The organism is Chryseobacterium caseinilyticum (genome assembly GCF_014837145.1).
Taxonomy (GTDB): domain Bacteria; phylum Bacteroidota; class Bacteroidia; order Flavobacteriales; family Weeksellaceae; genus Chryseobacterium; species Chryseobacterium caseinilyticum.
This window is the reverse complement of the sequence record NZ_JACYFS010000001.1, coordinates 256,274-280,596: the sequence shown is the minus strand read 5'-3', so window position 1 is coordinate 280,596 and position 24,323 is coordinate 256,274. Positions and strand designations below refer to the sequence as shown.

Here is a 24,323-nt window from a genome sequence, read left to right as displayed (position 1 = left end):
TTATTTTTTAAATTTTAAAAGCATCGAAACGAATCGGCTGTGATGATTCTCCGTTGTCTGCACCGGATTTTGATCCTGATTTCTTTTGAAAAGCCAAAAAAGCAATCACCGAAAAAATGAGAACAACCGCAGCGATGATATAATTAAGATGAATGTAAAACTGAAGCCAAGAGCGGTCCTGTGAACCTAAGTTTTTGAGAAAGAGTACTGAAACACTTCCTAAATATCCGAAGGCATCGACGAAATAGATGAAAAATCCTACATTTCCTTTAATTTTAAAAGCAGCAATCATCCGGTCGAAATAAATTCCGTTAAATGGAATATAACAGAGATACATCCCGAAACCCGATGCCGTCATCCATAAAAATGGTGAAATAATGTTGCCCTGAAATAAAATCGTGGAAAACGCCACTAAAATAATTCCGCCAAAAAGAATGTAATGATAGTAAGCAAATGCTTTTCTGTTGTTTTTAACTTTTACCATCAATCCAAGGATCAGTAAAACCATAATGGAAATAGGAATTTCAGTGAGTGTGAAAACCGAACTGTCTGCAGTGCCGCTCATTTCATCCCAGATCTCCCGGCTGAAATTATCACGGAAATCCCTTAAAACTGTCAGACAGATGTAAAGAACAGTAATGCTGACCAACGGAAGGAAAAATTTCTTTACCAACGAACTTCTTTCCTCTTCGCTCAAAGGTTTTCTTTCTTTTTTTAAGGCAATATCTTCTGCATCCGGTGCCGGAATTTTATTTAGCAGAACTGCAAAAATAATCAAAGGAATGATGAAGAGTAAGCCTGTGGCAAACGGCATCCAGAATTCTGTAATCCCTAAGCTGTCCATTAAAAATTTCCCGGCAGATTTTACCACACCTGAAGAAACCACAAAGCTTGAACAGAGAAACAAACCGATAATTTCTGTGGTTTTTCTTCCTTCAATGTAGGAAAAAACGATTCCCCAGATCATTCCCAGAGGAATTCCGTTGATGAACATGAACAGAATATTGTAGGGTGCAGGAACGACTGCAAATCCCAACAATGCAAGCTCAGCAATTCCTATGAAAACCAAAAGGAAAAGGATTCTTTTCTGAGGCTTCAATTCAGAAATAAATTTAATCCCGATAAATTTTGAAATAAAATATCCTACTGCCTGTGCAATGATGATTAAAATTTTATAATCAAAACCAAAGAATTCCAGATTGCTGAAAGAGGCCACCGCAAAAGGTTTTCTGAAAGCATACATGCAGAAGTAGACCCCGAAAGCAGCGATGGCCGCTTTCAGAGTTACACTCACTGTGTTGTTTTTTGATGGAGAGGTCATCATGGTCTAGAAATTAAGTTTGACTCCGATATTTCCTCGCACACCGTAATATTCTACCTGCTCCGGTCTTTGCTCATCTTTTCCGAAATGGTAGATCAAAGGTTTGTTCAGAATATTGTTGACATCAGCAAAAACCGTGATGTGCTTATTGATTTGGTAAGAGGTTCCAAAGTCAAGATTGCTGTATTTTCCGTAGTAGGAATCGTAAAGATCCTCTTCAGCATACTCCACTGCAAACTTCCCTTTGTGGTTGTAAGCCAGTCTTGCATTGAACCCTTTTTTCTCGAAGAACAGCTGGATATTGTAAAGTTCTTTCGCCTGATAAGGAAGTTTTACCATTCTGCCACTTGGTTTTTCCATTTCAGAAGTCATGAAGGTTGCATTCAGCTGCGTTCCGAAATACTGCAGGAAGCCTGGAAGAAAGTCGAATCTTCTGTTGATTCCCAGTTCGATTCCGCCGAGCCATGCTGCTTTTCCGTTGTTGGGAGCACTGAACTGTACGCCATTGATTCCATTATAATTTCCGATAAAAGAATCCTGAAAAATTGGGTCTGTGATCGATTTATAGAAAATACCACCACTCAAAATCCCGACATTGGAGAAATAATACTCACCCATTAAATCAAGGTTGACAGAATATGTCGGGTTGAGGTTTGGATTTCCGCCTTTAAACTCATTGTCCGCTTCAATGTAAGTTCCGCCAGGAGTTAAATCACCAAAATTTGGTCTTGAGAACGTACGGGTGGCAGCAAATCGCAGATTGGTTTTGTCGTTGATCATGTATTTCAAATGCAGCATCGGTAACACCGCAAGATAGTTTTTGGTATTTTCCACAGGTGTTAAAACATCTTCAATAACATTATAACCTTTTACTTTGGTGTGCGTGTTGGATAATCTCAAACCGCCCAAAATGGTTATTCTGTCATTGATTTTGTAGGTTCCCATTCCGTAGGCATCCGCATGTTTTTCAAAAACGTCGAAATTTCTTCCCAACGCTTTGTTGTATTCCAGTGCTTCAGAATCGGTTTTGTTGATGGTTAAATTTCCCTGATTCTGAAACCAGAACTGATCCATTCCTCCAGTGGAAAGTACCGGACCGAAAGTGTTTCCAATATTCGTATTTATCTCACTCAGATAATTCGCACCTCCAGGTTGAGTGGTGATATGCTGACCAAAATCTGCTAACAGCGGAGCCGTTCCGTTTGACCAATTGTAGAAAATATCAGAAAAGCGTGCGTTGCGTTCTTTATCTCGGTATTTTAATCCGTATTTTAAAGTTAATTTATCAGAGGCTGTGATTTCATGATTGAAACCTGCAACGATTTTATCTTTTTCCTGTACGTAGACTTTGTAGAATTCCAAATCGGTGAATCTCATTTGTCCGGCATCCATTTTAAAGTTCGGATCACTGTAAAAACCAAATAATGCATCAGGATCCTTTAAATCTAACTTTCCGCCATCTGCCTTCCAGTAAGCTCTGGGACCATTTCCTTTATCTGAAATATAATTCGGATTAATACCTACACCGTTTTGAGTATATTTGATGACATAATAGGAATTATTCTGCTTGTCGGGAACATTTCCATATTTGAAAAGGTTGTTGTAATACGAAAGATCCCAGTCAATTTTACTTTTATTGAACTGATGAACTCCGCCTAAAGAAACTGAAGTGAGTTCTGTAATCAGCAAATTGTGAATATTCTGGAGTTCAACTCTCGCCGTATTGTTCGCACTGAATTTATCGAATCGCACTCTGTGTTTGTAATGTGTTTCATCGTCAGAAAGAGTTCCGTACATTCCTTTTATATACAAGGTGCTTTTTGGCGATAGCACATATTCTAATGCGGCGTTTGCACCGGTAGTTTTTCTTACCCCATTATAATCACGGAGTTCCATTCTGAAAACCCCTTCGTCACCACTTCTTCTGGCTTCAAAATTATCCGTTGACCAGTTTCTGATAAAGTGCGAAAAGTTAACAAGATATCCGAATTTTTTATCCTTTGTTCTTCCTCCGTAAAGCAATCCCAGATTGTAAACGCCTTTATCCGACTTCGCATTGTATCCGGTTCCTAAAGTTCCTCTGAACTCGGTTTTCATGGGAGGAGTTTTGGTGATGAAGTTCACGCCGCCGCCAATTCCGTCTGCTTCCATATCGGGAGTGAAAGATTTGTTGACATGTACGTAAGAAATCAGTTCTGTCGGGAAAAAGTCAAATGCTGTAGCTCTGGAAGTGGTTTCTTCTTCAGCTGTCGGAAGTCTGTTTCCATTAATCGTTGTGGAAGCCCAGAATGGCGGAAGTCCTCTCAGAGAAACAAATCTTCCTTCGCCCTGATCACGCTCAATGGAAACGCCCTGAACTCTCTGTACGGTTTCTGCAGCATTTCTGTCCGGAAGTTTTCCGATACCGTCTGAAGCGATGACATTTGAAATATTAATAGCATTTTTCTGCATATTTAATGCACGGGCTTCACTGTTTTTCAAAGATCCGGTTACGACTACTTCATCAATATTTTTCTGTCTCTGAAACATGGATATTACTCCCAAATCAAGAGACTGATCTGCCAGTAAATCAATCGTCATATTTTGAGACTCATACCCCAAATAAGAAAACTGTAGATCGTAATGGCCGGGCTGAAGATCATTCACAGAAAATTTGCCGTCAACATCAGTGATAACCACCTTTGAGCTGCCGGCTATCTTCACTGTTGCGCCGGGAAGTGGCTGGTTGCTGTCTGAAACTGTTCCGCTGACAATCTGTTTTTGTGCTGAGACAAATATCGTACAACAGGCAAATAGAGGAAATAAAGATTTTTTTATAATTGTTTCCATTGTTTACATATATTAAATTTCTACTGCAAAACAACTTAATAATTTTAATATATGTAAATTTTAGATATTAATTTATATTTAATAAATGTCGGATGATTGTTAACTCAATCTTACAGAATTGTAATTATATTTCTTTCTCAAATACCATCTGAAAAGAATGTAAAACACTGATGAACAAAGCATTAATTGCTTAAATGCAAAATGAACTGCCAAGGGACAGTTCATTTCTTATGATATTACAGAATGGAATTTAGATTAACAGATTTAAATATTCAAACTGTTTAATTTTACTATTTGTAAACTTTTCCTAACCGAAGTGTGAGATTTCGATGATTTTTTTAGTTCTTATCAGAATAAAAGTACAGCACCAACATCACACAATCTTCGTCGGAAATACTGACCGGAACGTGTGGTAATTTACCGTTGAAATACAGTGAGTCACCCTCCTGAAGTTCAATTTCCTCATTGTCAATGATGTACTTTACTTTTCCTTTTAAAATGTATTTAAATTCCCAGGCGTCGGTAATTACTTTATCTCTTTTTGAATTAGGTTTCAAGGTTAATAAAACTGCTTCAAATCCTAATGAGTGTAGGCTTTTGCTGAAAATATGCATGTACTTAAAACCTTCAGCTTCCACTTCTTTTTCAATGACCTGCTGATTTTCCTTCGGAACAAAAATAAATTTTGCATTGGACTTTTTTTCAACGCCTTCAAAAAAATAACTGGCATCAATATCCAAAGACTGTATTAATTCCAGTAACACAGGCAATGAAGGAATCGTCCTCCCATTCTCAATTCTGGAAACCAAACCATTACTGACACTTGCTCTGGTAGCAAGATCGTTAATGGTAAGATTGTTTTTCTTCCTGATATCCTTTAATCTCTTACCTATACCTATTAAAAAATCACTCATTTTTAATCTCTGATCAATTTAATTGAGTGTAAAAATAACAATTAACAGAATGACTATGTAAATAAATATTACAAATAGTAAACATTTCTTAATTGAATTTCTTCAAAATCATTAAATTAGAATTTTTAATAAACGAAATACTCTGAAATTATAAAATCAAAATAATAAGCTTCATACCAGAAGTGCTCAATTGTTGATGGTTTTTTAGAATGCATCAATTACAATTATTTTTTAAAAACTCTAAACTTTTGACTGCAAGGTCCTCCGCATCATAAGGCGATTTCTGCCAAAGCGAAACCATCCGCTGCATTCCCGGAATTGAGGATGAGAAATTTTCTAACACGAGATTTCCTTCAAAATCGATTTCTTTCAAGGCTTTGAAAAGTTCGTTCCAATTGATAGTCCCTTCGCCCAACATTCCGCGGTGAGATTCTGTAATGTGAACGTGTTTCAGTTTTTTTCCGGCCAGTATGATTGGATCATAAAAATTATTTTCCTCAATATTCATATGAAATGTATCGAGATGAAGAAACAGATTGTCTTTATCCGTCTTTTTGATTAAATCCAAAACATTTTCAGCCGTATTACAAACGTAAGATTCATAACGGTTTATAGGTTCGATTCCGATACTAACGCCTTTTTCTTTGGCATAACCGGCAACTTTGCTCCAGACTTCAACGATTATTTCAGCCTCATTTTCAGTTAATGGATTTCCTGAAAAAACGCCGATTCCGCCGTGAAGAACGCCACCTAAAAAATCGGTTTCCAGTTCTGATGTCTTATCGATTGCATGCTTTATTAATTTTTCTGCAACTTCAGGATAAAAAGCAATATGCGCCTCTTTTGGAAGATTCAGTGAGCAGACAACATCTAAGTCATTATCCTCCAACTGCTGTTTTACTTCTTTTGAATTAAATTCCATTGATGTTGGTAAAAGAATTTCAATCAAATCAAAACCTGCTTTTGCCGTTTTTTCAATTGCATATTTTCCCGCTTCCGGATTCCAGTTTGGTGTGATCCATGATAATAATGACGCTCCAAATTTTACTTTCATTTTTTTTAATTTTAATTTTAATTAGAAAATCCACCATTCTGTTCTTACTCCAAAGTAAGTTCCGAATCTTTTAGATCCAGATTGCTGCAAAAATGGTGAATAAAGACTGTACATTGCCTGATCATTATACCTTGAAACTTCTGCAATGAAACGGATATGCGGTCTTGCCCAGACACTTCTTTCCGCGGTTGGAACGAGGGTTGGCGCCAGCACCAATTTCGTCATCGACGCTAAATTCTGATTTCCGTCTTTCCTTGATGCAAAATGCAATTCTGAAAGGATATGAAACCAATTGTTGAAATAATAGGTTGCTCTGACACCAGTATTAAACTCAGATTTCTTATTGAAAATTTCACGCTCATAATAATCTGTGGCTTTATTATCACTATTTGCTCCGCCTTTACTCCTCGTAAAAACTGCATACGCATTGGCCGACCATTTATTGGAAAAGTTTAACAAAATATGTTCTACAGCAGTTAAAGAATATGCGCCTCTATAAGTTTTCTTAACTTCATCTGGAGCTCCATAAGTCCGCCAGGTCTGGGTATTTCCGCTATCTCCGCCGTTGGCAATTCCGCTTCCGTATCTTAATGATATTTGATTAAAAGAACCTGCAATTTTTGTCTTTAAATGGGTATTCAGTTTCGCTCCCAATATCCAACCATTATCGGATTTATATTGCTCTACCGAGTTTTTACCCGACTTTTCTAAACTATGAAATTCAGCAAGAAGTTTCAGCTTATGAACATCATTTCTGAATGGAACTGTTTGTTCTAAAACAAAAACCTCGCGTTGTCTGTAGATCAGATTTTTGCCTCCGCTAATGACGTTTGTATAAGAATATGGTGTCGAATTACTTGCTGCTGTATCAATTACTGCAGGAAAAAACATCGAGAATCTGGTATTTTTATGTCTCACGCCCCACCCCGTCGCCGAATGATCATCGAAATAAAAATAATCTGCAATATGCACGTCATCATATCTCAGCCAACGGGAACCTGCCCAGACATCCCAATCGCTTCCCATAATATTTCTGGCTTCCACAAAAGCTTCCGGCAGGGCGATAATCATTCCCTGATTTGATTTTGAATCTACATTTCCAAGGAAAGTTCCACCGGAATAGAAGCTTAATCTGGCCTGCATATCAATCTTTGTCGTTTTTACACTGTCGCCGTTAACAAGCGGTGTGAAATGAAAAGCTGGTAAAAAATCTACATAATCGCCCTGATCCATTCTTCCGCCGAGGGAACCCTGATTATTAAGATTCAGCTGTCTTCCGGTTTTCCCATCTGCATTTGGAGAATATCCTGCGCCGATTCTACCTGTTGTTCCGAAAGAAAAATCCTTATTCGTTATCACAATTTGAGCGTGGGAAATCTGGCTAATGATCAATATAAACCAAAAGCTGCATTTAAAGACGTTGAAGTTCTTCATCTTATTTAAGTGTCTTTGGCTTGTAGAATTTCAAAGCAAACAATAGAATTAAAGCGTAACAAACAATTGGAAGAAGATAAGCGTGTGCAATATCTTTCTCAGCAATTTTTCCCATCAAAGGAGGAAATACTGCACCCCCAAACATCGCCATCACAAGGAAAGAAGATGCCTGCGGAACTTTGTTGCCTAAACGCTTCAGTCCAAGGCTGAAAATAGTAGGATACATTACACTTAAGAATAGATTTAATAAAATCAAACTGATGAAAGACGCCCAACCGAAACTTTGCGAAATAATCAAACATAATACAATATTGCAAGCTGTAAAAATTGCAAGAAGTTTATTCGGAGCGATGAATTTCATCAAAAATGTTCCTACAAAACGACCAATCATCATCATCGCCATACTTAATGAAAAATAGTAAGAAGCCTGGATCTCCGGAAGATGCATTTTTTCAACACCATAATTAATGAAATAGGCCCACGTTCCTCCTTGTGCTGCGATGTTGAAAAACTGCGCGATCACAGCAAAAATAAAATGCCTTTGTTTCCAAAGTGGCGCGTGAGGATCTGACACTGAAGCTTCTACTCGATTTTCTTTCTCTGAAATCGTAATATCTTCGGCATGTGGATCTTTAAGACTCGGAACCTTGATAAAAGAAAAAACAATCGTGATCGTCAAAATCACAACGCCAATCCAGGTGTAAAGATCTTTTACAGAATTTAATGAATTATCATCCAGACCGGACTTTCCGAAAATAAAATAACCTCCCAAAAGCGGGCCTATAATTGCGCCCAAACCATTAAAAGACTGCGCGAAATTCACCCTTTGATCACTCGTTTTTTCATTTCCCAAAGCTGCGACAAAAGGGTGCGCCACCGTTTCTAAGGTCGCCATTCCCATTGCCAAAACGAAAAGCGCAATTCTGAAAAAGTCAAATGACATTTGGTTTGCTGCCGGAATGAAAAGGAAAGAACCAAGCGCGAACAATGATAATCCCAGGATAACACCCATTTTATATCCAAATTTTTTCATAAACAATCCTGCAGGAATTCCCATCAATGCATAAGCTCCGAAAATTGAAAGCTGTACCAGACCAGATTTTGATTTGGAGATATTCAAAACATTCTGGAAATGTTTATTAAGCACGTCGCCCATTGTCAAAGCGATTGCCCAAAAGAAAAATAGTGAAATCACAAACGCCAAAACGACAACGTATTTTTTTTCTGTAAATTTTGCAGTATTCATAGTGTTAATTTTAAATAGTTTCACCGTAATGCTCTTCACGGAAAGATTTGAATTCTCCGTAAGTGTAATCTGGGCAAGCTCCTGATTTTGAAGTAATAAAAGCACCAAGAGAAACAGCCTGTTTCATAATTTCTTCAGGTAATTTCCCTTGAATTCTTTTCGATAAAAAGCCGGCAAGAAAAGAATCGCCGCTTCCAACTGTGTCGTTAACTTCTATAGCAACTGCCGGGAAATTGTAACTTTTATCTCCCACAAAATATCTTGCGCCTTTGCTTCCTTTTGTAAGCACAATCTCGTTCAGGTCAAAATGTTTTTGAATATGCCTGATGCTGTTATCTTCATCAATGTATTCTTCGCCAAGAAATTCGATTATGGTTCTCAATTCTGCTTTGTTCATCTTTACCAAATCTGCTTTGTGAAGTAATGTTTTGATTAATTCAAAATCGATGAAAGGCGGGCGGAAATTGACATCAAATACTCTGAATCTGGAGAGTTCTATCAATTCCAAAAGTGTATTTTTTGACACTTCGTTTCTGGCAATCAAGCTTCCAAAAACAAAAGCTTTTGAATTTTGAATTAATTCTTTTTGTTTCTCAGTAATCCGGATATTATCCCAAGCCACATTATTTACAATATTGTAATGCGCTTCTCCCTGTTCATCAAAATTTGCAACGACAGTTCCGGTCGGTTTTTCATTATCAATCTGGATAAAATCTGTTGAAATATTCCAGTTTTTAATCTGATTAAGAAGTTCGTTTCCCAATGTATCATTCCCGACTTTACTGATCATCTGAACCTCTACTCCCATTTTGTCAAGATTGTATGCAACATTGAACGGTGCGCCACCAGCTCGTGAAACGGTGGGAAAAATATCCCAAAGCACTTCTCCGAAACACACGGCGTAAGATTTATTATTATTCATATAGATTAAACGTTTAAGTAATTTAGTAAAAAAATTATTTTATTGAATTTTTAATGATTAATTCTCCTGTAAGCGTAATTTTTTTTGCTGTAGAACTGTATTGATTGATTTGAATATCAAGCAATTTAATAGCTTCATCTGCCATTTCTTCCAATGGTTGTTTTACAAAAGTGATTTCTGAAGGAAATAATCTGTATGCTTCTGTCTCATCAAAAGCAAGCACAGAAACCTGTTCAGGCACTTTGATATTATTTTTCACAAGATAAGCAAGACCGGCAACAGCAAGTTTGTTGCTCGAGAAATATAAAGCGGTATTTTTTGGATTTTTACCTAAAAACAGTTTAAGTTTAGACTGAATTTCTTCCATGATATTCTCCAGACCCACAGCTATATATCTGGCATTTACCTTCTTTCCTGAATCTACAATACTTGTCTCAAATCCTGCTCTTCTATCCAAAAGATGAGGTAATTTTGTATCATAACCTAAATAGATCATCTCGTCAAAATCTTTTTCCAGCAGATAAGATGTTGTACTTTCCGCAATCTCTCTGTTATTCAATATAACTCCGGGAGCATTGATTCCTTTAAGATATCTGTCGATTGTGACCAAAGGATAGTTTTTATTCAATAACTTCTGCAGAATATTTTCCGAACCGGCAACTGGCGCGACAATCATCCCATCAACCTGCTGTTGGGAAAATAGATCAATCAGCTTTTCAAACTTTTCTGCATTCTCATCAGAACTTCCGATAATCAAAGTGTATCCCAGCTTCAGAGCTCGATCTTCTAAACTTCTGGCAATACTGGAATAAAAATCATTGGAAATATCAGCTACAATCAGACCTAATAATTTACTTTTATTATTCTGAAGACTTATGGCAATTTTATTAGGAGTGTAGTTAATCGTTTCAGCAATTTCAAAAATTTTTTTTTGGGTATCTTCACTGATTCTCTGTCCTTCTTTCCTGTTCAGAACATAAGAAACGGTTGCAACGGACACTCCGGCAATTCTGGCTATATCTTTAATGGATGCACGTTTCACTGTTCTGATTTACAATGCAAAGTATTTAATAATAAATTAAAAAAACAATAGTTGATTTTTTTTCGTCAATTCAGAAAAAAGTGTAATTTGGCAAATTTTTCTTTAAAAACAAATTTATACTTAAATATCGAATAATCAATACATTAAAAATAAATTCAAATTCAAACATTAATTTAAATTTACCAGATATTGCTCTACTATTAAATTTTGGTTAATCGTTTAATCAAAATGATTTTAAAATACTTAATTGTGAAACTGGTATAAAAAAATAAGACTCAGATAATAAACCCAAGTCTTATTCAATATAGTACACCACTCAAAAATGAATGACAGTTTAATTTTTTTTGTTAGAATATGATCATCAAATTCTCAAAATACTTTTAATTTTTCGAAGATTAAAAACAGCACAAATTCATGATGAAAAAGTTTACTGTTCATTTAACGAGTTTGATTAAATCAGTTTAGCGAAAAAATATGCAAGATTAATTTGTCGCTTCTTCGTCAGTGAAAATCTGTACTCCTTCTTTCTTTTCAATTAACTGAAGAGGATATAATTCAGGTTCATACGCTCCATGTAAAACTTCATTCAGAGCATGTTTTTTAGATTTGCCGAATGTGACAATCAAAACATTTTCTGCTTTATTGATGATGGGCTCAGTCAAAGTAATTCTGTACATTTCCTGAGGTTTCAGATAATAAGCATCTACCCATTTTTCTTTTTCATGAAGAATCTTTTCACCCGGAAATAGAGAAGCTGTGTGACCGTCATCCCCCATCCCTAAAAGAATAAAATCAAAAATACCTTCATCGCCCAAAACATTTCGGATGTGCAATTCATATTCCTTTGCATAATCTTCAGGTTCAACTCCATCTTTATACATTGGAAAAATCTGATTTCTATTTACGGGAACTTTATCCAGAAGTGTTTCCAGTGTCATTTTAAAATTACTTTTTTCATCTTCAAGAGGAACCCATCTTTCATCAACCCAGAAAAAATAAAGCTTGTTCCACTCTATTTTTTCAGCATATTCCTGAGTTGCCAATAAGCTGAAAATGGCTTTTGGAGAAGAACCACCACTTAATGCAACTGTAAATTTGCCATGTTTTTGGATAGACTTTTCTGACAGTTCCACAAAAGTATCTGCCGCTTTTTTATATAATGTATCTAAATGATCAAATACTGTAATATTCATTTTTACCGTTTTAAATTAAACCCATTTATGACCTTGTCTCGCAACCAAAGCATTACTGTCTTCTGGTCCCCAGCTTCCGGCTTCGTAATCTGGAAAAGAAGAATCTTTTGTTTTTTCCCAGGTTTCCTGAATGGTTTTCATCACATCCCAGGCTTCTTCTACCTGATCTGAACGCATAAACAAAGTCAAATCTCCTGACAGTGCCTCTAATAACAATGTTTCATAAGCTTCCGGACTATTTTCCTGACAGGCAAAATCATTAAAGACCATTTCTACCGGCTCTAAATCCAAAGAAAGTCCAGGTTTCTTTGACATAAACTGAAGTCTGATATCCATCGACGGCTGAATATTGATAACCAATCTATTCGCTGACAATTGTGAAGGTCCATCTGTAAATGTAGAATGAGGAAGTGGCCTGAACTGAATCGTAATATAAGAATGTTTTTCCTTCATTTTTTTTCCGGTACGAACGTAGAATGGAACGTTTTGCCATCTTTCGTTATCAAGATAAAATTTTATCGCAGCGAAAGTTTCTGTATTAGAATCACTCGCAACTCCATCTTCTTCTCTGTAACCTTTGGCTTCAACTCCATTAATTGTTCCTTTACCATACTGCCCTCTCACTGCATAATGATTCACTTTTTCAGGGGTAATTCTACGAATTGATTTCAGAACATCTACTTTACGATTTCTAATTTCGCCCGATTCCAGTGAAGCGGGTGCTTCCATAGAAACCATACAAAGGATTTGTAACAAATGATTCTGAATCATATCCCGAAGCGCTCCTGTCTGCTCATAAAAAGAAGCTCGTGTTTCCACGCCAACTTCTTCTGCAACAGTGATCTGAACAGATTCTATATGTCTGTGATTCCACAAAGGTTCAAAAATCGAGTTTCCGAATCTGAATGCCAAAATATTCTGTACTGTTTCTTTTCCCAAATAGTGGTCAATACGATAGATCTGCTCTTCTTCAAAAGTTTGAGAAAGAAGATTATTAAGTTCAATCGCCGATGCTTTGTCGTGCCCAAAAGGTTTCTCAATGATGATTCGGTCTTTTTTAGGGTCGGAAGCAATTGAAGCATTTTTCATGTGACCGGAAATAACCGATACAAAATTAGGCGCAATAGACAAGTAGAAAAGTCTGTTACCTCTTGTCCCATAGACCTTATCCAAATCTTCCAATTTCTGATAAAGGCTTTTGTAAGAATTTTCTTCATCCAATTGATGTTGAAAATAAGTAATATGAGCCTGAAAACCGGCCCAATCTTCAGAAGTTACTTTTTTTCTTGAGAAGTTCTCCAGATTTTCTCTGATATAATTTCTAAAGTTTTCATCTGTATTTTCTGCTCTTCCCAAAGCTAAGATATTGAAACCTTTGGGCATTCTTCCATCGATATATAAATTATAAAATGCCGGAAAAAGTTTTCTTTTTGCTAAATCTCCTGTTGCACCAAAGATAACAATAGTCGTTGGTTTCAAAACTGTATATTCGCTCATTTTCCAGATTTTTAATTATTTCCATTATTCCAGAAAGCATGGAAAACACCTTCTCTATCAACTCTTTGATAAGTGTGTGCTCCAAAATAATCGCGTTGAGCCTGTAGAAGATTCACTGGCAAAGATTCCGTTGTGTAAGCATCAAAATACCCCAAAGCAGTTTGAATGCCTAAACTTGGAATTCCATTTGATACAGCAAAGGACGCTGTATTTCTCAAAGGTTTAATTTTAGATTTTACAATTTCGGAAATTTCTTTATTCAATAAAATATTAGTCAGGTTTGGATTTTCAGTATAAGCACTGTAGAATTTCTCTAACAGAACAGAACGGATAATGCAACCACCTCTCCAGATTTTCACAACATCTTTCAAAGGAGTTTCAAACTGATATTCTTCCGAAGCTTTTACTAACAGTGCCAAACCCTGAGCATAACTGATTAATGTAGCTAGATATAACGCATCACCAACTTCTTTAATAAATAATTCTGTGTTTTCAGTAGTTCCAACTTCATCTTTCGTATATAACTGGGACGCCTGAACACGCTCTTCCTTATAGGCAGATAAAATTCTTGAAGTTACAGCAATATCGATTGTCGGGATAGAAACGCCAATTTCCATTGCCTGCTCAGAAGTCCATTTCCCTGTTCCTTTTGCTCCTGCTTTATCTAAAATCTGATCAACGAGAAAGCCGTCTGTCAAATCATCTTTCTGTTTGAAAATATCTCTTGTGATTTCAATGAGAAAAGAATTCATCTCTCCTTTATTCCATTTTTTGAAAACTTCGTACAGCTGACCGTTATTCAGGTTTGCTCCCTTTCTCAACAAATCGTAAGCCTCACTTATCAACTGCATAATGGCATATTCTATACCGTTGTGAACCATTTTCACATAATTTCCTGCAGCACCTTTGCCCATATAAGCCGTACAGGGTTCACCGTTTATTTTTGCTGAAATGACTTCCAGCATCGGTTTAACAAGGTTGAAAGCTTCCAAATCACCTCCTGGCATGATGCTTGGTCCTCTTCTTGCGCCCTGCTCTCCTCCTGAAACGCCCATTCCCATAAAATGCAGATTTTTAGATGTCAAATCTGCGATACGTCTTTCGGTATCTTTAAAATAAGAATTTCCTGCATCAATTACGACATCTTTCGGGGTAAGAAACGGTGTAATACTTTCAAGAACGGCATCTACCGGCTTACCTGCAGGAACCATCAGAATAATTTTTCTCGGAATATCCAGACCTATTACAAATTCTTCCAGAGAAACAGAACCGATAACCTTTGTACCTTCAGCCACTCCATTTTTAAGTTCGATAACTTTTTCTTCATCTAAATCGAATCCTGCTACAGAAAAACCGTTATCAGCAATATTATAAAGCAGATTTCTCCCCATTACGCCGAGACCAACGACCCCGTAATTATACTTTTCCATTCTTACTTAAGATTTATTTTTATTTTTACAGCTCAAATTTACGGAAATGGGTATTATTAAAAAAATTATGTTAAATTTTCTTTTAATCTGTACCTTTTGAAAAATCAATTAAAACCCAATAATTAATTGAAAATTCTTGATCAAACTCTTACATCGTCATCGGAACATCCATCAATAAAATTTCCGTCCCTTCTGCTGTTGATTTGATATTTAAATCTGTAATATCCCAAACTCCGAAACCGTCTCTCGTTTCCACTTTCTGTCCCTCGATTTCTGCACTTCCTTTTAAAATAAAGGCATACACACCGTTTCCTTTTTTCTTAATCTGATAATTGGTTTCAACATGATTTTCGAAGTTACCTAAGTGAAACCAGGCATCCTGATGAATCCAAACGCCTTCGTCATCTGCATTGGGAGAAAGAATCTGCTGGAATTGATTCTGACCTTTTGATTTGTCTAAAGTAATCTGGTCATATCGTGGTGTCACATTTCTTTTGTTGGGATATACCCAAATCTGAAGAAACTTTACCAAACTGTCGTTATTTTTATTGAATTCGCTGTGCATAATTCCCGTTCCGGCACTCATCACCTGAATGTCTCCACTCTTGATAACCGTAGAATTTCCCATATTGTCTTTATGCTCCAAATCACCCTCCAAAGGAATACTTATGATTTCCATATTGTCGTGCGGATGCGTTCCGAAACCTCTTCCCGCCTCCACTTTATCGTCATTCAAAACTCTGAGAACACCAAAATGCATTCTCTCCGGATTATGATAATTTGCAAAACTGAAAGTATGGTTACTTACCAACCAACCATGGTCTGCTTTACCTCTGGAATCCGCTTTGTGAATCACAGAATTGTCTTTGATTTTTGAATCGGTGTTTGGTAAATGATTATATCCAATCGGCTCCAGTGGTTCTATTTCGTCAATCTCATTTTTCATTGTATTTCCCAATGAAGCGGTTGCTACAAACATTCCTGTTCCCAATAATCCTTTCTTTAAAAAATCTTTTCTGTCCATATCTGTTGGTTGTTTAATTTCGTTATTGACAGGACAAATTTATGGTGATGAGAATTGCTGCGCATTTAACTGGTTTAATAAATGACTTTTAAGCAAAAAAAAATGCCGGACATTTTTATATCTGACATTTCTATATTTTAAAATATTAAATCATTTCTCCTTTGTTGCCAAGCGCTTCCTGATGGTACTCACAAATTCTTTAGAAACTCCTAAATAAGAAGCAATATAATACTGCGCAACGCGTTGCGGAATCGTTGGATAAACTTTTATAAATTCCAAATATCGGTCTGATGCGCTTTTTGAAATAGTATTCACCAAACGGTTTTGAAGCGTAAACAGATTTCTCTGAACCAACATTCTGAAAACCCTTTCGAATTTCGGGATTTCCTTCAACAGTTTTTCTTTAGTGGTAGGATTCAGCATAAAAATCTCTGAATCTTCAATCGTTTCAATATACAAATTCGAAGGTTTCTGATCCTGAAAAGACGCAATATCACTAATCCACCAATCTTCGATGGCAAACAGAATCGTCACTTCAAAACCATTATCATCAAGGTAATAAGCTCTCAAACAACCCTTATGAATGAAGCCTTCAAACTGGCAGATTTCACCTTCCCGAAGTAAAATTGTTTTCTTAGGAATGGTCTCACAAACCAGCAAATCGGTGAATATTTTCTCTTCTTCGCTGCTCAGGCTGATAAATCGCGTGACGTTCTTAATGATATTTTCAAACATAAATTAAGTTTACGGCTGCAAATTAGGGAAAAGACTGTAAACTTCGTTCTTCAACAACCCACTACCGCCGCCATAATGGTCGATAACTTTCACATCTTTATCCAGATTTTCGCAAAAAACTTTAATATCGTATTCAAATTTTTCATCCAATCCGGAACTCAACAAAACAATATCAACTTTATTTTCTTCAATATAATTTGGACAATTTGTTTCATCGCTTTGAATTTCGGCTTTCCATCCTTCGTTATTTTCGATGATTCTTTTTAAAGTTTCGAGAATTTCCTGATTTTTTCCAATCACTAAAAAGTTTAAAGTTTTCATTTTTAAATTTTATAAATGTATAAACATTGACGTCCGCTCTCTCTTTTCGAGGTTTTTTGTTTTATGAACTATACCTGAAAAACCTTCAATCAAAAGAATTTCTCCGGTTTAACATTGTCTGGATTCGCCAAGTGAAGTTTCAATTTCAACACCGCCGTTCAAAAGTACGATAAATTGTCTTTGCGGAGCGCGATGAAAATCGTAATCATAATCAACATAAACCGTTTCTGAACTGCAGATTTTTGACGGTGATATCCTCGGATAAAAATCCGATTTCGCCTTGATTGATTAACGGAATTTCGATGTCTTCAAAATGAGACTCTCCATTTTAATTGGTGAATATTCTTGTGATATTTTACCTGGTTTCCGGAATTCTTATTTTGTACACCACCCTTGCTTATTTATTGAATATCAAAACTCTATCATCCATCGCAATTGTCTGATTTTCGATGGAAATGATGAACATGATTGTAACTTCTGTAGGAAAGCCAAAGTTAAATACGGATTTTGTGACCATAACTCTAAACAGTCTGCAATGACAAAAAAAGCGGGAACCCTTCGACGGGTTCAGGACAAACTCCAGGCGGATAAAGCTTTCCAAATAAAAAAATATCAAAAAAGTTACGATATTAAACTAGATTAACGGGAATCGAATTGAACCGTCCTACATTTGCTAAAGAATTAAGATAACAAAATATTAAAACAAATTAATCACAACATTCTAAAAAATTAAATTATGAGCACACTAAAATTAAAAGACGGAACAGAGATTTTTTATAAAGACCAAGGAGATGGACCAGTTTTAATGTTTCACCACGGATGGCCTTTATCTTCAGATGATTGGGATGCCCAGGTAATTTTCTTCCTTCAGAGAGGTTACAGAGTTGTAACTCACGACAGAAGAGGTCATGGTCGTTCCAGTCAGAATATTTACAACCACACCATCGAGCAATATGCTTCAGATGCAGCGGAATTGGTAGATTTTTTAGGACTTACAGACGTAATTCACATTGGTCACTCAACTGGAGGTGGTGAAGTGATCCGTTACGTGAACAAATATTCTGAAGGAAGAGCAAAAAAAGCAGTATTAATCAGTGCTGTTCCTCCAGTAATGGTAAAAAGTGAAAGCAATCCTGACGGCATTCCAATGGAAGTTTTTGATGGCATCAGAGAACAGACTTTGAACAACAGAAATCAGTTTTATATTGATTTAACTTTCCCTTTCTACGGTTATAACAGAGAAGGCGCAGACGTGAAAGAAGGCGTACAGAGAAACTGGTGGAGACAGGGAATGATGGGCGGAATCGTCGCTCATTATGACGGAATCAAAGCTTTTTCTGAGACTGATTTTACTGAAGATCTGAAAGCTGTGGATATTCCGGTTTTGGTTCTTCACGGTGAAGATGACCAGATTGTGCCTTACCAAAATGCTGCTTTAAAGTCAATCAAATTACTGAAAAACGGAACGATAAAAACGTATCCAGGTTTCCCTCACGGAATGCCGACTACGGAGCATGAGACTATTAATAAAGACCTTTTGGAGTTTATTGAGGCTTAAATAAAAAGTATATACAAATTAAAAAGTGAATCGATTGATTCGCTTTTTTTATTGATGTAGAGGACAAATATTACCAAACAAAAAATATTGACTGCAAGCTATTCTATTTTTAAAAGTTTTAATTTTTTTTACAAAAATTTTATCTTAAAGGAAAACAGCCAAATAAAAAATGAACTTTATGATTTTTTTAATTTGGCTCAAACGGATTAAATCATCGATAAAAGTGTTTGGAAGCGGATTGAAATCCCATCAATTTTCCAATATTTTTCTTCTTTGCTTTATTAAAAATTTTTAATCTTAAAATATAGGAATTCTAAAATGATCTGCCGATGTTCCTGAAGATATATGTCACTACAATTTTCATATCTTGATTTTGTTACTGCTGATTTGCACCAACTATCTATGATACAAGTGACAGAATCAAGGCATTCATAAAGCGAAACAGGGGGAAACTAACAATCATATGTTTTACTAAGCTGAGTTGATGTTTTGCGGATCATAAAAGCTGTTACTTACTATTCTCACTTACGGCTCTATCAAGCCAGAATCTCCAAAAAATCACAATAAGCACCAGCAGACCAAACCCAATACCCACCCAAGGTGTAACGGATATTCCATACTGACAAATAAACCAACCTCCTGTAGCAGTACCCAATGAAACTCCTAAATTTCCAAATGAGGTCTGCAAACTATTCGCAAATTCCTTTGCATCCGATGCTGCCGATACCATATGCCCAACACCTATCAGGAAACAAGGTCCGTACATAATTCCCCAAAATCCGACCACAATTGCTATGCTGAATATCGAACCATCGGTATATTGAAATGCAAATGGAAGAAGAAACGTACCGGCTAGGAAAAACAAAGTAGTCAAGATCATATACTTCCCTAATAAGCGACCTGCTAAAAAGTTTGAGATCACACCCATTACACCAAATAATAAAAGCATATAACTGATCTCTTGTGTACTTAGTCCTTTCTCTTTCGACAAATAGTCTGCAAAATAACTGTATGAGCAGAACCACGCCGTGATGAGAAATAGATTTACTGCTGTTCCAGCAATGAACTTCGGTCTGGTCAAAATGCCCAATTGACTTTTAAAAGACTTCACTTCTTTATTGGGCATTGAAGGCAAATAATTATAAATAGTGATAAGTGTTATCAAGATCAATAACCCTTGAATAATGTAGCTCCACTGCCAGGAATAAATACTTGCAATAAATGTGGTAAAAGGAATCAAAGTAACCTGAGCAAGTGCAATTCCACCGATAATAATACTGGTCAATCTCATCTGCATCTGAGGAGAAGCATCTTTGGTCGCAGCTGCAATGACCATTGAAAAGAAAGCCGGATGCAGAAATGTTGGCAATATCCTAAGTATCATCAGCAACCAGAAGGGCGGGCTGAAACTTGAGAAGAAATTTGAGATCAAGAACAATCCCAGAGCACACATCATAATTTTCTTCTTGTCAAATTTTGAAAGATATAGGACCATAAATGGTCCTGTGATTGCAATTGTTAAAGCAAAGGCACTTAATAAGTAGCCTGCTGTTACAATATTTATTTTATAAGAGTCAGCGATCTGAGGCAAGATGCCGATGACACCAAATTCTGTACTGATGATTCCGATAACGCCTAGACATCCCATGTACGCTATCTTTTTGTTGAGACTTAAATTCATATTAAACTGAACGGTTTAAAAAAGGTTAAAAAAATATTGTCTGTTATTTGTTACTAAATTTAAGTATTGATTAGACTTTGATCATTTGGATTAAAGTTTCAATCATATCGTAGATGGTTTTTCGGTTTTTGTTCAATGCATAATTTTTGAAAAGTGCGCTGGAAGAACCGGCAAGAAAAGCAGCCGTTAATTTTGGATCGAGATCACCTTTTATACAACTTTGCTCCTGCCCTTTCTCTAAAATTTCTAAATAGACCTTTTCGATCTTTTTCTCATTGCCAGCTAACAGGATTCTGACATCTTCATCAGTCAAGGCTACTTCAAAGGCTATTTTAACAGCCAGGCAAGTTCTTTCCTCACGGATGCTCTGGTCAATTGCTAACCGTAAGGTCTTTCTTAATGTTTCAATGGCATCGGATTGCGAATCATCTAATACACTTTCATACTCTGAAACTTTAGACTTCATGTACTTGGTCAGGCACTTAATGAGCAGCGCTTTCTTATCTCCGTAAGTAGGATAAATACTGCTTCGGTTGATTCTCATACCATTTTCAAGGTCTGTGATAGAAGTGGAATGAAATCCTTGTTTCCAGAAAAGTTCCAGTGCAATGTCCAATTTTTGCTCGTAGTCAAATTCCTTATTTCGTCCCATAATGTTGCAAAGGTAAATAATAAACCGTTCGGTTTAAAATAAATATCTGATTATTTTTAGATTGTATAAAACTCCTAAAGAACCATCTCTAAGAATTTCTCAAGTTTAAATAGTATTAATTAATGTAATTTGAATACTATTTAACACCTGCAAAATATTAGCTGTATTTACTAATAAATAGTTTGAATAAAGTCCTACCAAGTTCACAAACAGCCAAATGGCACCAACTAAAGGCAGTTGGCGCCATTTTTTATAAGATAATTTTAGAGATTAAATTGTTAGCAAAACGTATAACGTAAAGCCGCTTTATTTTTTACCTATCATTATTTCTTTATAAATTTAGAGGTAGAAGTTTTTCCATCCGATTCTATTGCGATGATGTATAAACCACTATTTAAATAAGAAATATCAAATGTTGATCTCTTTTCTTTTGGGTTTAAAGCAATTACTTTTTGTCCGGCAGCATTTTGTACAGAAATCGAATTAATTACTTTTTTTGAAGTCACGGTAATTTCTGAAGAAGATGGATTAGGATAAATTTTAAAACTCGTTTTCACCTCTTCTTTTATGGCTAAAACCTGATTGGCGGAAGCATAAATATTATCGACCTGAAAATCATTTGAAGCACCTGCAACAGTAGGAATAGAGTTTTCACTTCTTAAAACAAAAATTTCTGAAATCACTGCTAAACTGAAAGCCGAAGATTCCGGGACAAATGCAGAGATTGGAATTGACATGGGATGCCACAGATTGTCATTGGTAAAGTTGTAGCTGTTGGAAGCCGGATTTATTAATACCTTGGCTATCACATTATTTCCTCTAATCCGGATGTAAAAGGGATGTGGCGATGATGTTTTTATGGATACATTGTAGTAAGTAAATGCAGATAAATCTACAGTGGTATCTGCAGTATTTGCTGCATTTCGGGGAAATAAAATTGCGTGGAAATAACTGCTGGTTCCATTGTATGAAAACTGGTAATTTTTTGCTCCCTCGTAGGGAGCAGTTGTGGGTTCTGAGGCCGAAAATCCCTGTCCGTTACTGAAACGTAATGAATTTACCCCGGAAGTGATGTTGGTATTTTCGGTATAAATTCCAAAAGTCTGAGCGTTGCCGATTGCTGAAAGCAGCAAAAACAAAAAGTAAATAGATTTTTTCACTTTAAAAGTTTATATAATTAATGATACCGAAAAGTATAATAAGACTTTCTGACAATGGGATGTATTCATACTGAAAAAGGGTATCAGATATGTTTAATCTATTAATTCAAATTTTGCCTGCATATCATTTACAATAATGTAGAAATCTCCCGATTCTAAATGCTTTTTTCCGTTACTATCTGTATACGAAAGATCAGTTTCCGGATTAATTTCGAAGCGGTAAATTTCTTTTTGTCCTGCTTTAATTAACTTTTTCTGGAAAAACTTCAGCTCTTTCATCGGTCTGGAAATCGAAGCCACAGGATCTTTTACAAACCACAAAAAGCTTTCTTTTCCGTCTCTGTTTCCTACATTAGAAACTTCCACTTCAGCAATGAGTTTTTCGTTACGTTTGATTTTTGTTTTTGATAATTTGATGGTTTCATATTTAAAAGTTGTGTAGCTCAAACCATGACCAAACCAATAAAGAGGATCTCTCGGAATATCCTGATAATGCCCGGCTTGCGGCCTTGCAGATTCTCTCATGTTATAATAAATTGGAATCTGCCCCGTTGTCTGAGGAAACGTAATCGCCAGCTTGCCCGAAGGATTGTGTCTGCCTGAAAGAATACCTGCAACGGATGAGCCTGCCGCAGTTCCCGGTTGCCATATTTCTAGTACAGAATCTGCCATTTCGTTGAGCCTGAGCAATTCTAAAGGTCTACCGCTGGAAAGGACAAGAACAATCGGTTTTCCTGTTTTTTGAAGTTCGGCAACAAGATCTTCCTGAATTTTGGGTAATGCAATGGTTGAACGTGAGCCATTTTCGCCACTCCAGTTTCTTTTTTCACCTAAAAATATAATGACAACATCAGATTTTTTGGCAACTTGTAAAGCTTCTGCAAAACCACTTTTGTCTTCTCCATCAAAATCACAGCCGAGAGCGTAATTTATTGTGGATTTATCTTTAAATTCATTGTTTAAACCTTTAAAAATTGTCTGTACATCAGCAGGATTTCCCATTCCTTCCCAAAAACCCATGATGTGAACGGAGTCTTTTACCATCGGACCAATCGCAGCAATACTTTTATATTTAGAGGTTAATGGCAAAACATTATTTTTATTTTTAAGCAAAACCATTGATTCCTGAGCGAGTTCTTCGGCAGTTCTTAGATATTCAGGCAAAAGATATCTATCCTTTTCTGGAACGACATCTACATAAGGATTTTCAAAAAGTCCTAATTTCATTTTTACTCTCAAAATTCTTCGCACCGCTTCATCTACCGTTTTCATTGGAATTTTTCCTTCTTTCACCAATTCAGGCAGATAATCGAGATAAGCATTGTCAACCATATCCATTTCGACTCCTGCAAGAAATGATTTCTTCGCAGCTTCTTTTATGTCTTTGGCAACACCTTGCTCAACAAGATTTTTAACCGACCCCCAATCAGAAATAACAAATCCGTCATGGTTCCATTTTTTTTTCAGCACTTCTGTTAAAGTATAATAATTAGCAGAAGCCGGAATGCCTGAAATATCATTAAAACCGCTCATTACCGTCGCTGCTCCAGCATTAATTCCTGCTTCAAATGGAGGCATAAATGTTTCCCATAAAGTCTGGTTTGAAATATCGCTGAAGTGATAATCTCTTCCACCTTCAGACAGACTATAGCCGATGTAATGTTTCAGACAGGCAGCAATGGTATATTTATCTTTTAAATCTGAACCCTGATAACCTTTTACGGCAGCAACCGCAAACGCAGAATTGGCATAAGTATCCTCGCCATAACCTTCGGAAACTCTTCCCCAGCGTGCATCTCTTGCGACATCGAGCATGGGAGAAAACGTCCAGTCTAAACCGGAAAGCCAGCTTTCTTTCGCGGTAATGGAACATGATTTCTGCACTAAATCTGTATTAAAAGAACAAGCTTGCGCTAACGGAATTGGAAAAACCGTTTTATACCCATGAATCGCATCAAACCCAAAAATAATTGGGATTCCCAATCGCGATTCTGTCATTGCCTTTTTCTGAATCTGGTTTCGGTATTCAGGATTGGTACTTCTGTAAAGCAAGGATCCAATCTCCGGTTTTACGGCTTTCATGTGTTCGCCGATATTATTCGGATTGGCATTTTTACCGTAGGTCCATTGGTTCATCTGCATGATTTTTTCATCCAGCGTCATCAAACTTATAAGATTATTGATACGATCTTCAATGGGAACATTTTTGTCTTTATAAAGAGGCTTTTTATTTTGAGCATTTAAAAAAGTTCCACAAATTAGCAACGCCAGCGTATAATGAAAAAGATTTCTCATACTTAAATTATATAT

The 24,323-nt window shown here is 36.3% G+C and carries 19 protein-coding genes; 1 reads left to right on the top strand and 18 read right to left on the bottom strand.

Translation table 11 applies throughout. The features are described 5' to 3' along the window. Window positions 1–7: 7 nt before the first annotated feature. From IC610_RS01240 to IC610_RS01175, 14 genes are all read right to left on the bottom strand, one after another. Window positions 8–1,321: a DUF5690 family protein gene (locus IC610_RS01240; RefSeq protein ID WP_191736173.1), complete on the bottom strand. Its 1,314-nt coding sequence runs from the start codon at window positions 1,319–1,321 to the stop codon at window positions 8–10. Window positions 1,322–1,327: 6 nt separating this feature from the next. After that, window positions 1,328–4,150: a TonB-dependent receptor gene (locus tag IC610_RS01235; RefSeq protein ID WP_191734859.1), complete on the bottom strand. Its 2,823-nt coding sequence runs from the start codon at window positions 4,148–4,150 to the stop codon at window positions 1,328–1,330. 338 nt (window positions 4,151–4,488) lie between these two features. Then, window positions 4,489–5,064 carry a helix-turn-helix domain-containing protein gene (locus IC610_RS01230; RefSeq protein ID WP_056084982.1) on the bottom strand — a complete coding sequence of 192 codons (576 nt, stop codon included), beginning with the start codon at window positions 5,062–5,064 and terminating at the stop codon, window positions 4,489–4,491. Between the two features lie 214 nt (window positions 5,065–5,278). Next, window positions 5,279–6,118, bottom strand: a complete 840-nt coding sequence (locus IC610_RS01225; RefSeq protein WP_191734858.1) for a sugar phosphate isomerase/epimerase family protein — start codon at window positions 6,116–6,118, stop codon at window positions 5,279–5,281. 21 nt (window positions 6,119–6,139) lie between these two features. After that, on the bottom strand, window positions 6,140–7,552 hold the full coding sequence (locus IC610_RS01220) for a carbohydrate porin (protein ID WP_191734857.1): 1,413 nt from the start codon (window positions 7,550–7,552) through the stop codon (window positions 6,140–6,142). Between the two features lies 1 nt (window position 7,553). Further along, window positions 7,554–8,798 (bottom strand): sugar MFS transporter, encoded by a 1,245-nt coding sequence (locus tag IC610_RS01215; protein ID WP_191734856.1) that lies wholly within the window; start codon window positions 8,796–8,798, stop codon window positions 7,554–7,556. Between the two features lie 10 nt (window positions 8,799–8,808). Next, window positions 8,809–9,720 (bottom strand): carbohydrate kinase family protein, encoded by a 912-nt coding sequence (locus tag IC610_RS01210; RefSeq protein ID WP_191734855.1) that lies wholly within the window; start codon window positions 9,718–9,720, stop codon window positions 8,809–8,811. 34 nt (window positions 9,721–9,754) lie between these two features. Continuing rightward, complete coding sequence (locus IC610_RS01205; RefSeq protein ID WP_191734854.1) at window positions 9,755–10,762, bottom strand: LacI family DNA-binding transcriptional regulator; 1,008 nt, start codon at window positions 10,760–10,762, stop codon at window positions 9,755–9,757. Window positions 10,763–11,244: 482 nt separating this feature from the next. Next, window positions 11,245–11,955, bottom strand: coding sequence for a 6-phosphogluconolactonase (gene pgl / locus IC610_RS01200; RefSeq protein WP_191734853.1), 711 nt, complete (start codon window positions 11,953–11,955; stop codon window positions 11,245–11,247). A 15-nt stretch (window positions 11,956–11,970) separates the two neighbouring features. Further along, window positions 11,971–13,452, bottom strand: a complete 1,482-nt coding sequence (gene zwf, locus IC610_RS01195; RefSeq protein WP_191734852.1) for a glucose-6-phosphate dehydrogenase — start codon at window positions 13,450–13,452, stop codon at window positions 11,971–11,973. An 11-nt stretch (window positions 13,453–13,463) separates the two neighbouring features. Then, window positions 13,464–14,882: an NADP-dependent phosphogluconate dehydrogenase gene (gene gndA, locus IC610_RS01190; protein WP_191734851.1), complete on the bottom strand. Its 1,419-nt coding sequence runs from the start codon at window positions 14,880–14,882 to the stop codon at window positions 13,464–13,466. Between the two features lie 148 nt (window positions 14,883–15,030). Next, window positions 15,031–15,906, bottom strand: coding sequence for a pirin family protein (locus tag IC610_RS01185; RefSeq protein ID WP_191734850.1), 876 nt, complete (start codon window positions 15,904–15,906; stop codon window positions 15,031–15,033). Window positions 15,907–16,056: 150 nt separating this feature from the next. After that, window positions 16,057–16,641, bottom strand: coding sequence for a Crp/Fnr family transcriptional regulator (locus IC610_RS01180; protein ID WP_191734849.1), 585 nt, complete (start codon window positions 16,639–16,641; stop codon window positions 16,057–16,059). A 9-nt stretch (window positions 16,642–16,650) separates the two neighbouring features. Continuing rightward, a complete protein-coding gene (locus tag IC610_RS01175) occupies window positions 16,651–16,962 on the bottom strand; it encodes a hypothetical protein (RefSeq protein ID WP_191734848.1) in 312 nt (103 codons plus the stop codon). Window positions 16,963–17,698: 736 nt separating this feature from the next. On the opposite strand from IC610_RS01175, the gene IC610_RS01170 reads away from it, so the two are divergent. Then, the gene (locus IC610_RS01170) at window positions 17,699–18,520 is read left to right on the top strand and encodes an alpha/beta fold hydrolase (RefSeq protein WP_191734847.1); all 822 of its coding nucleotides are present in this window, start codon (window positions 17,699–17,701) and stop codon (window positions 18,518–18,520) included. A gap of 508 nt (window positions 18,521–19,028) precedes the next feature. Here the strand turns inward: IC610_RS01170 and IC610_RS01165 are convergent. The 4 genes from IC610_RS01165 to IC610_RS01150 all read right to left on the bottom strand — a co-directional run bounded on the left by IC610_RS01165 (window position 19,029) and on the right by IC610_RS01150 (window position 24,308). Continuing rightward, window positions 19,029–20,168 carry an MFS transporter gene (locus tag IC610_RS01165; RefSeq protein WP_228462836.1) on the bottom strand — a complete coding sequence of 380 codons (1,140 nt, stop codon included), beginning with the start codon at window positions 20,166–20,168 and terminating at the stop codon, window positions 19,029–19,031. 103 nt (window positions 20,169–20,271) lie between these two features. After that, complete coding sequence (locus IC610_RS01160; protein WP_191734845.1) at window positions 20,272–20,853, bottom strand: TetR/AcrR family transcriptional regulator; 582 nt, start codon at window positions 20,851–20,853, stop codon at window positions 20,272–20,274. A 323-nt stretch (window positions 20,854–21,176) separates the two neighbouring features. Next, entirely contained in the window at window positions 21,177–22,013 is an 837-nt protein-coding gene (locus tag IC610_RS20170) for a T9SS type A sorting domain-containing protein (protein WP_191734844.1), read from the bottom strand. A gap of 93 nt (window positions 22,014–22,106) precedes the next feature. Next, complete coding sequence (locus IC610_RS01150) at window positions 22,107–24,308, bottom strand: glycoside hydrolase family 3 N-terminal domain-containing protein (RefSeq protein ID WP_191734843.1); 2,202 nt, start codon at window positions 24,306–24,308, stop codon at window positions 22,107–22,109. Window positions 24,309–24,323 lie beyond the last annotated feature (15 nt).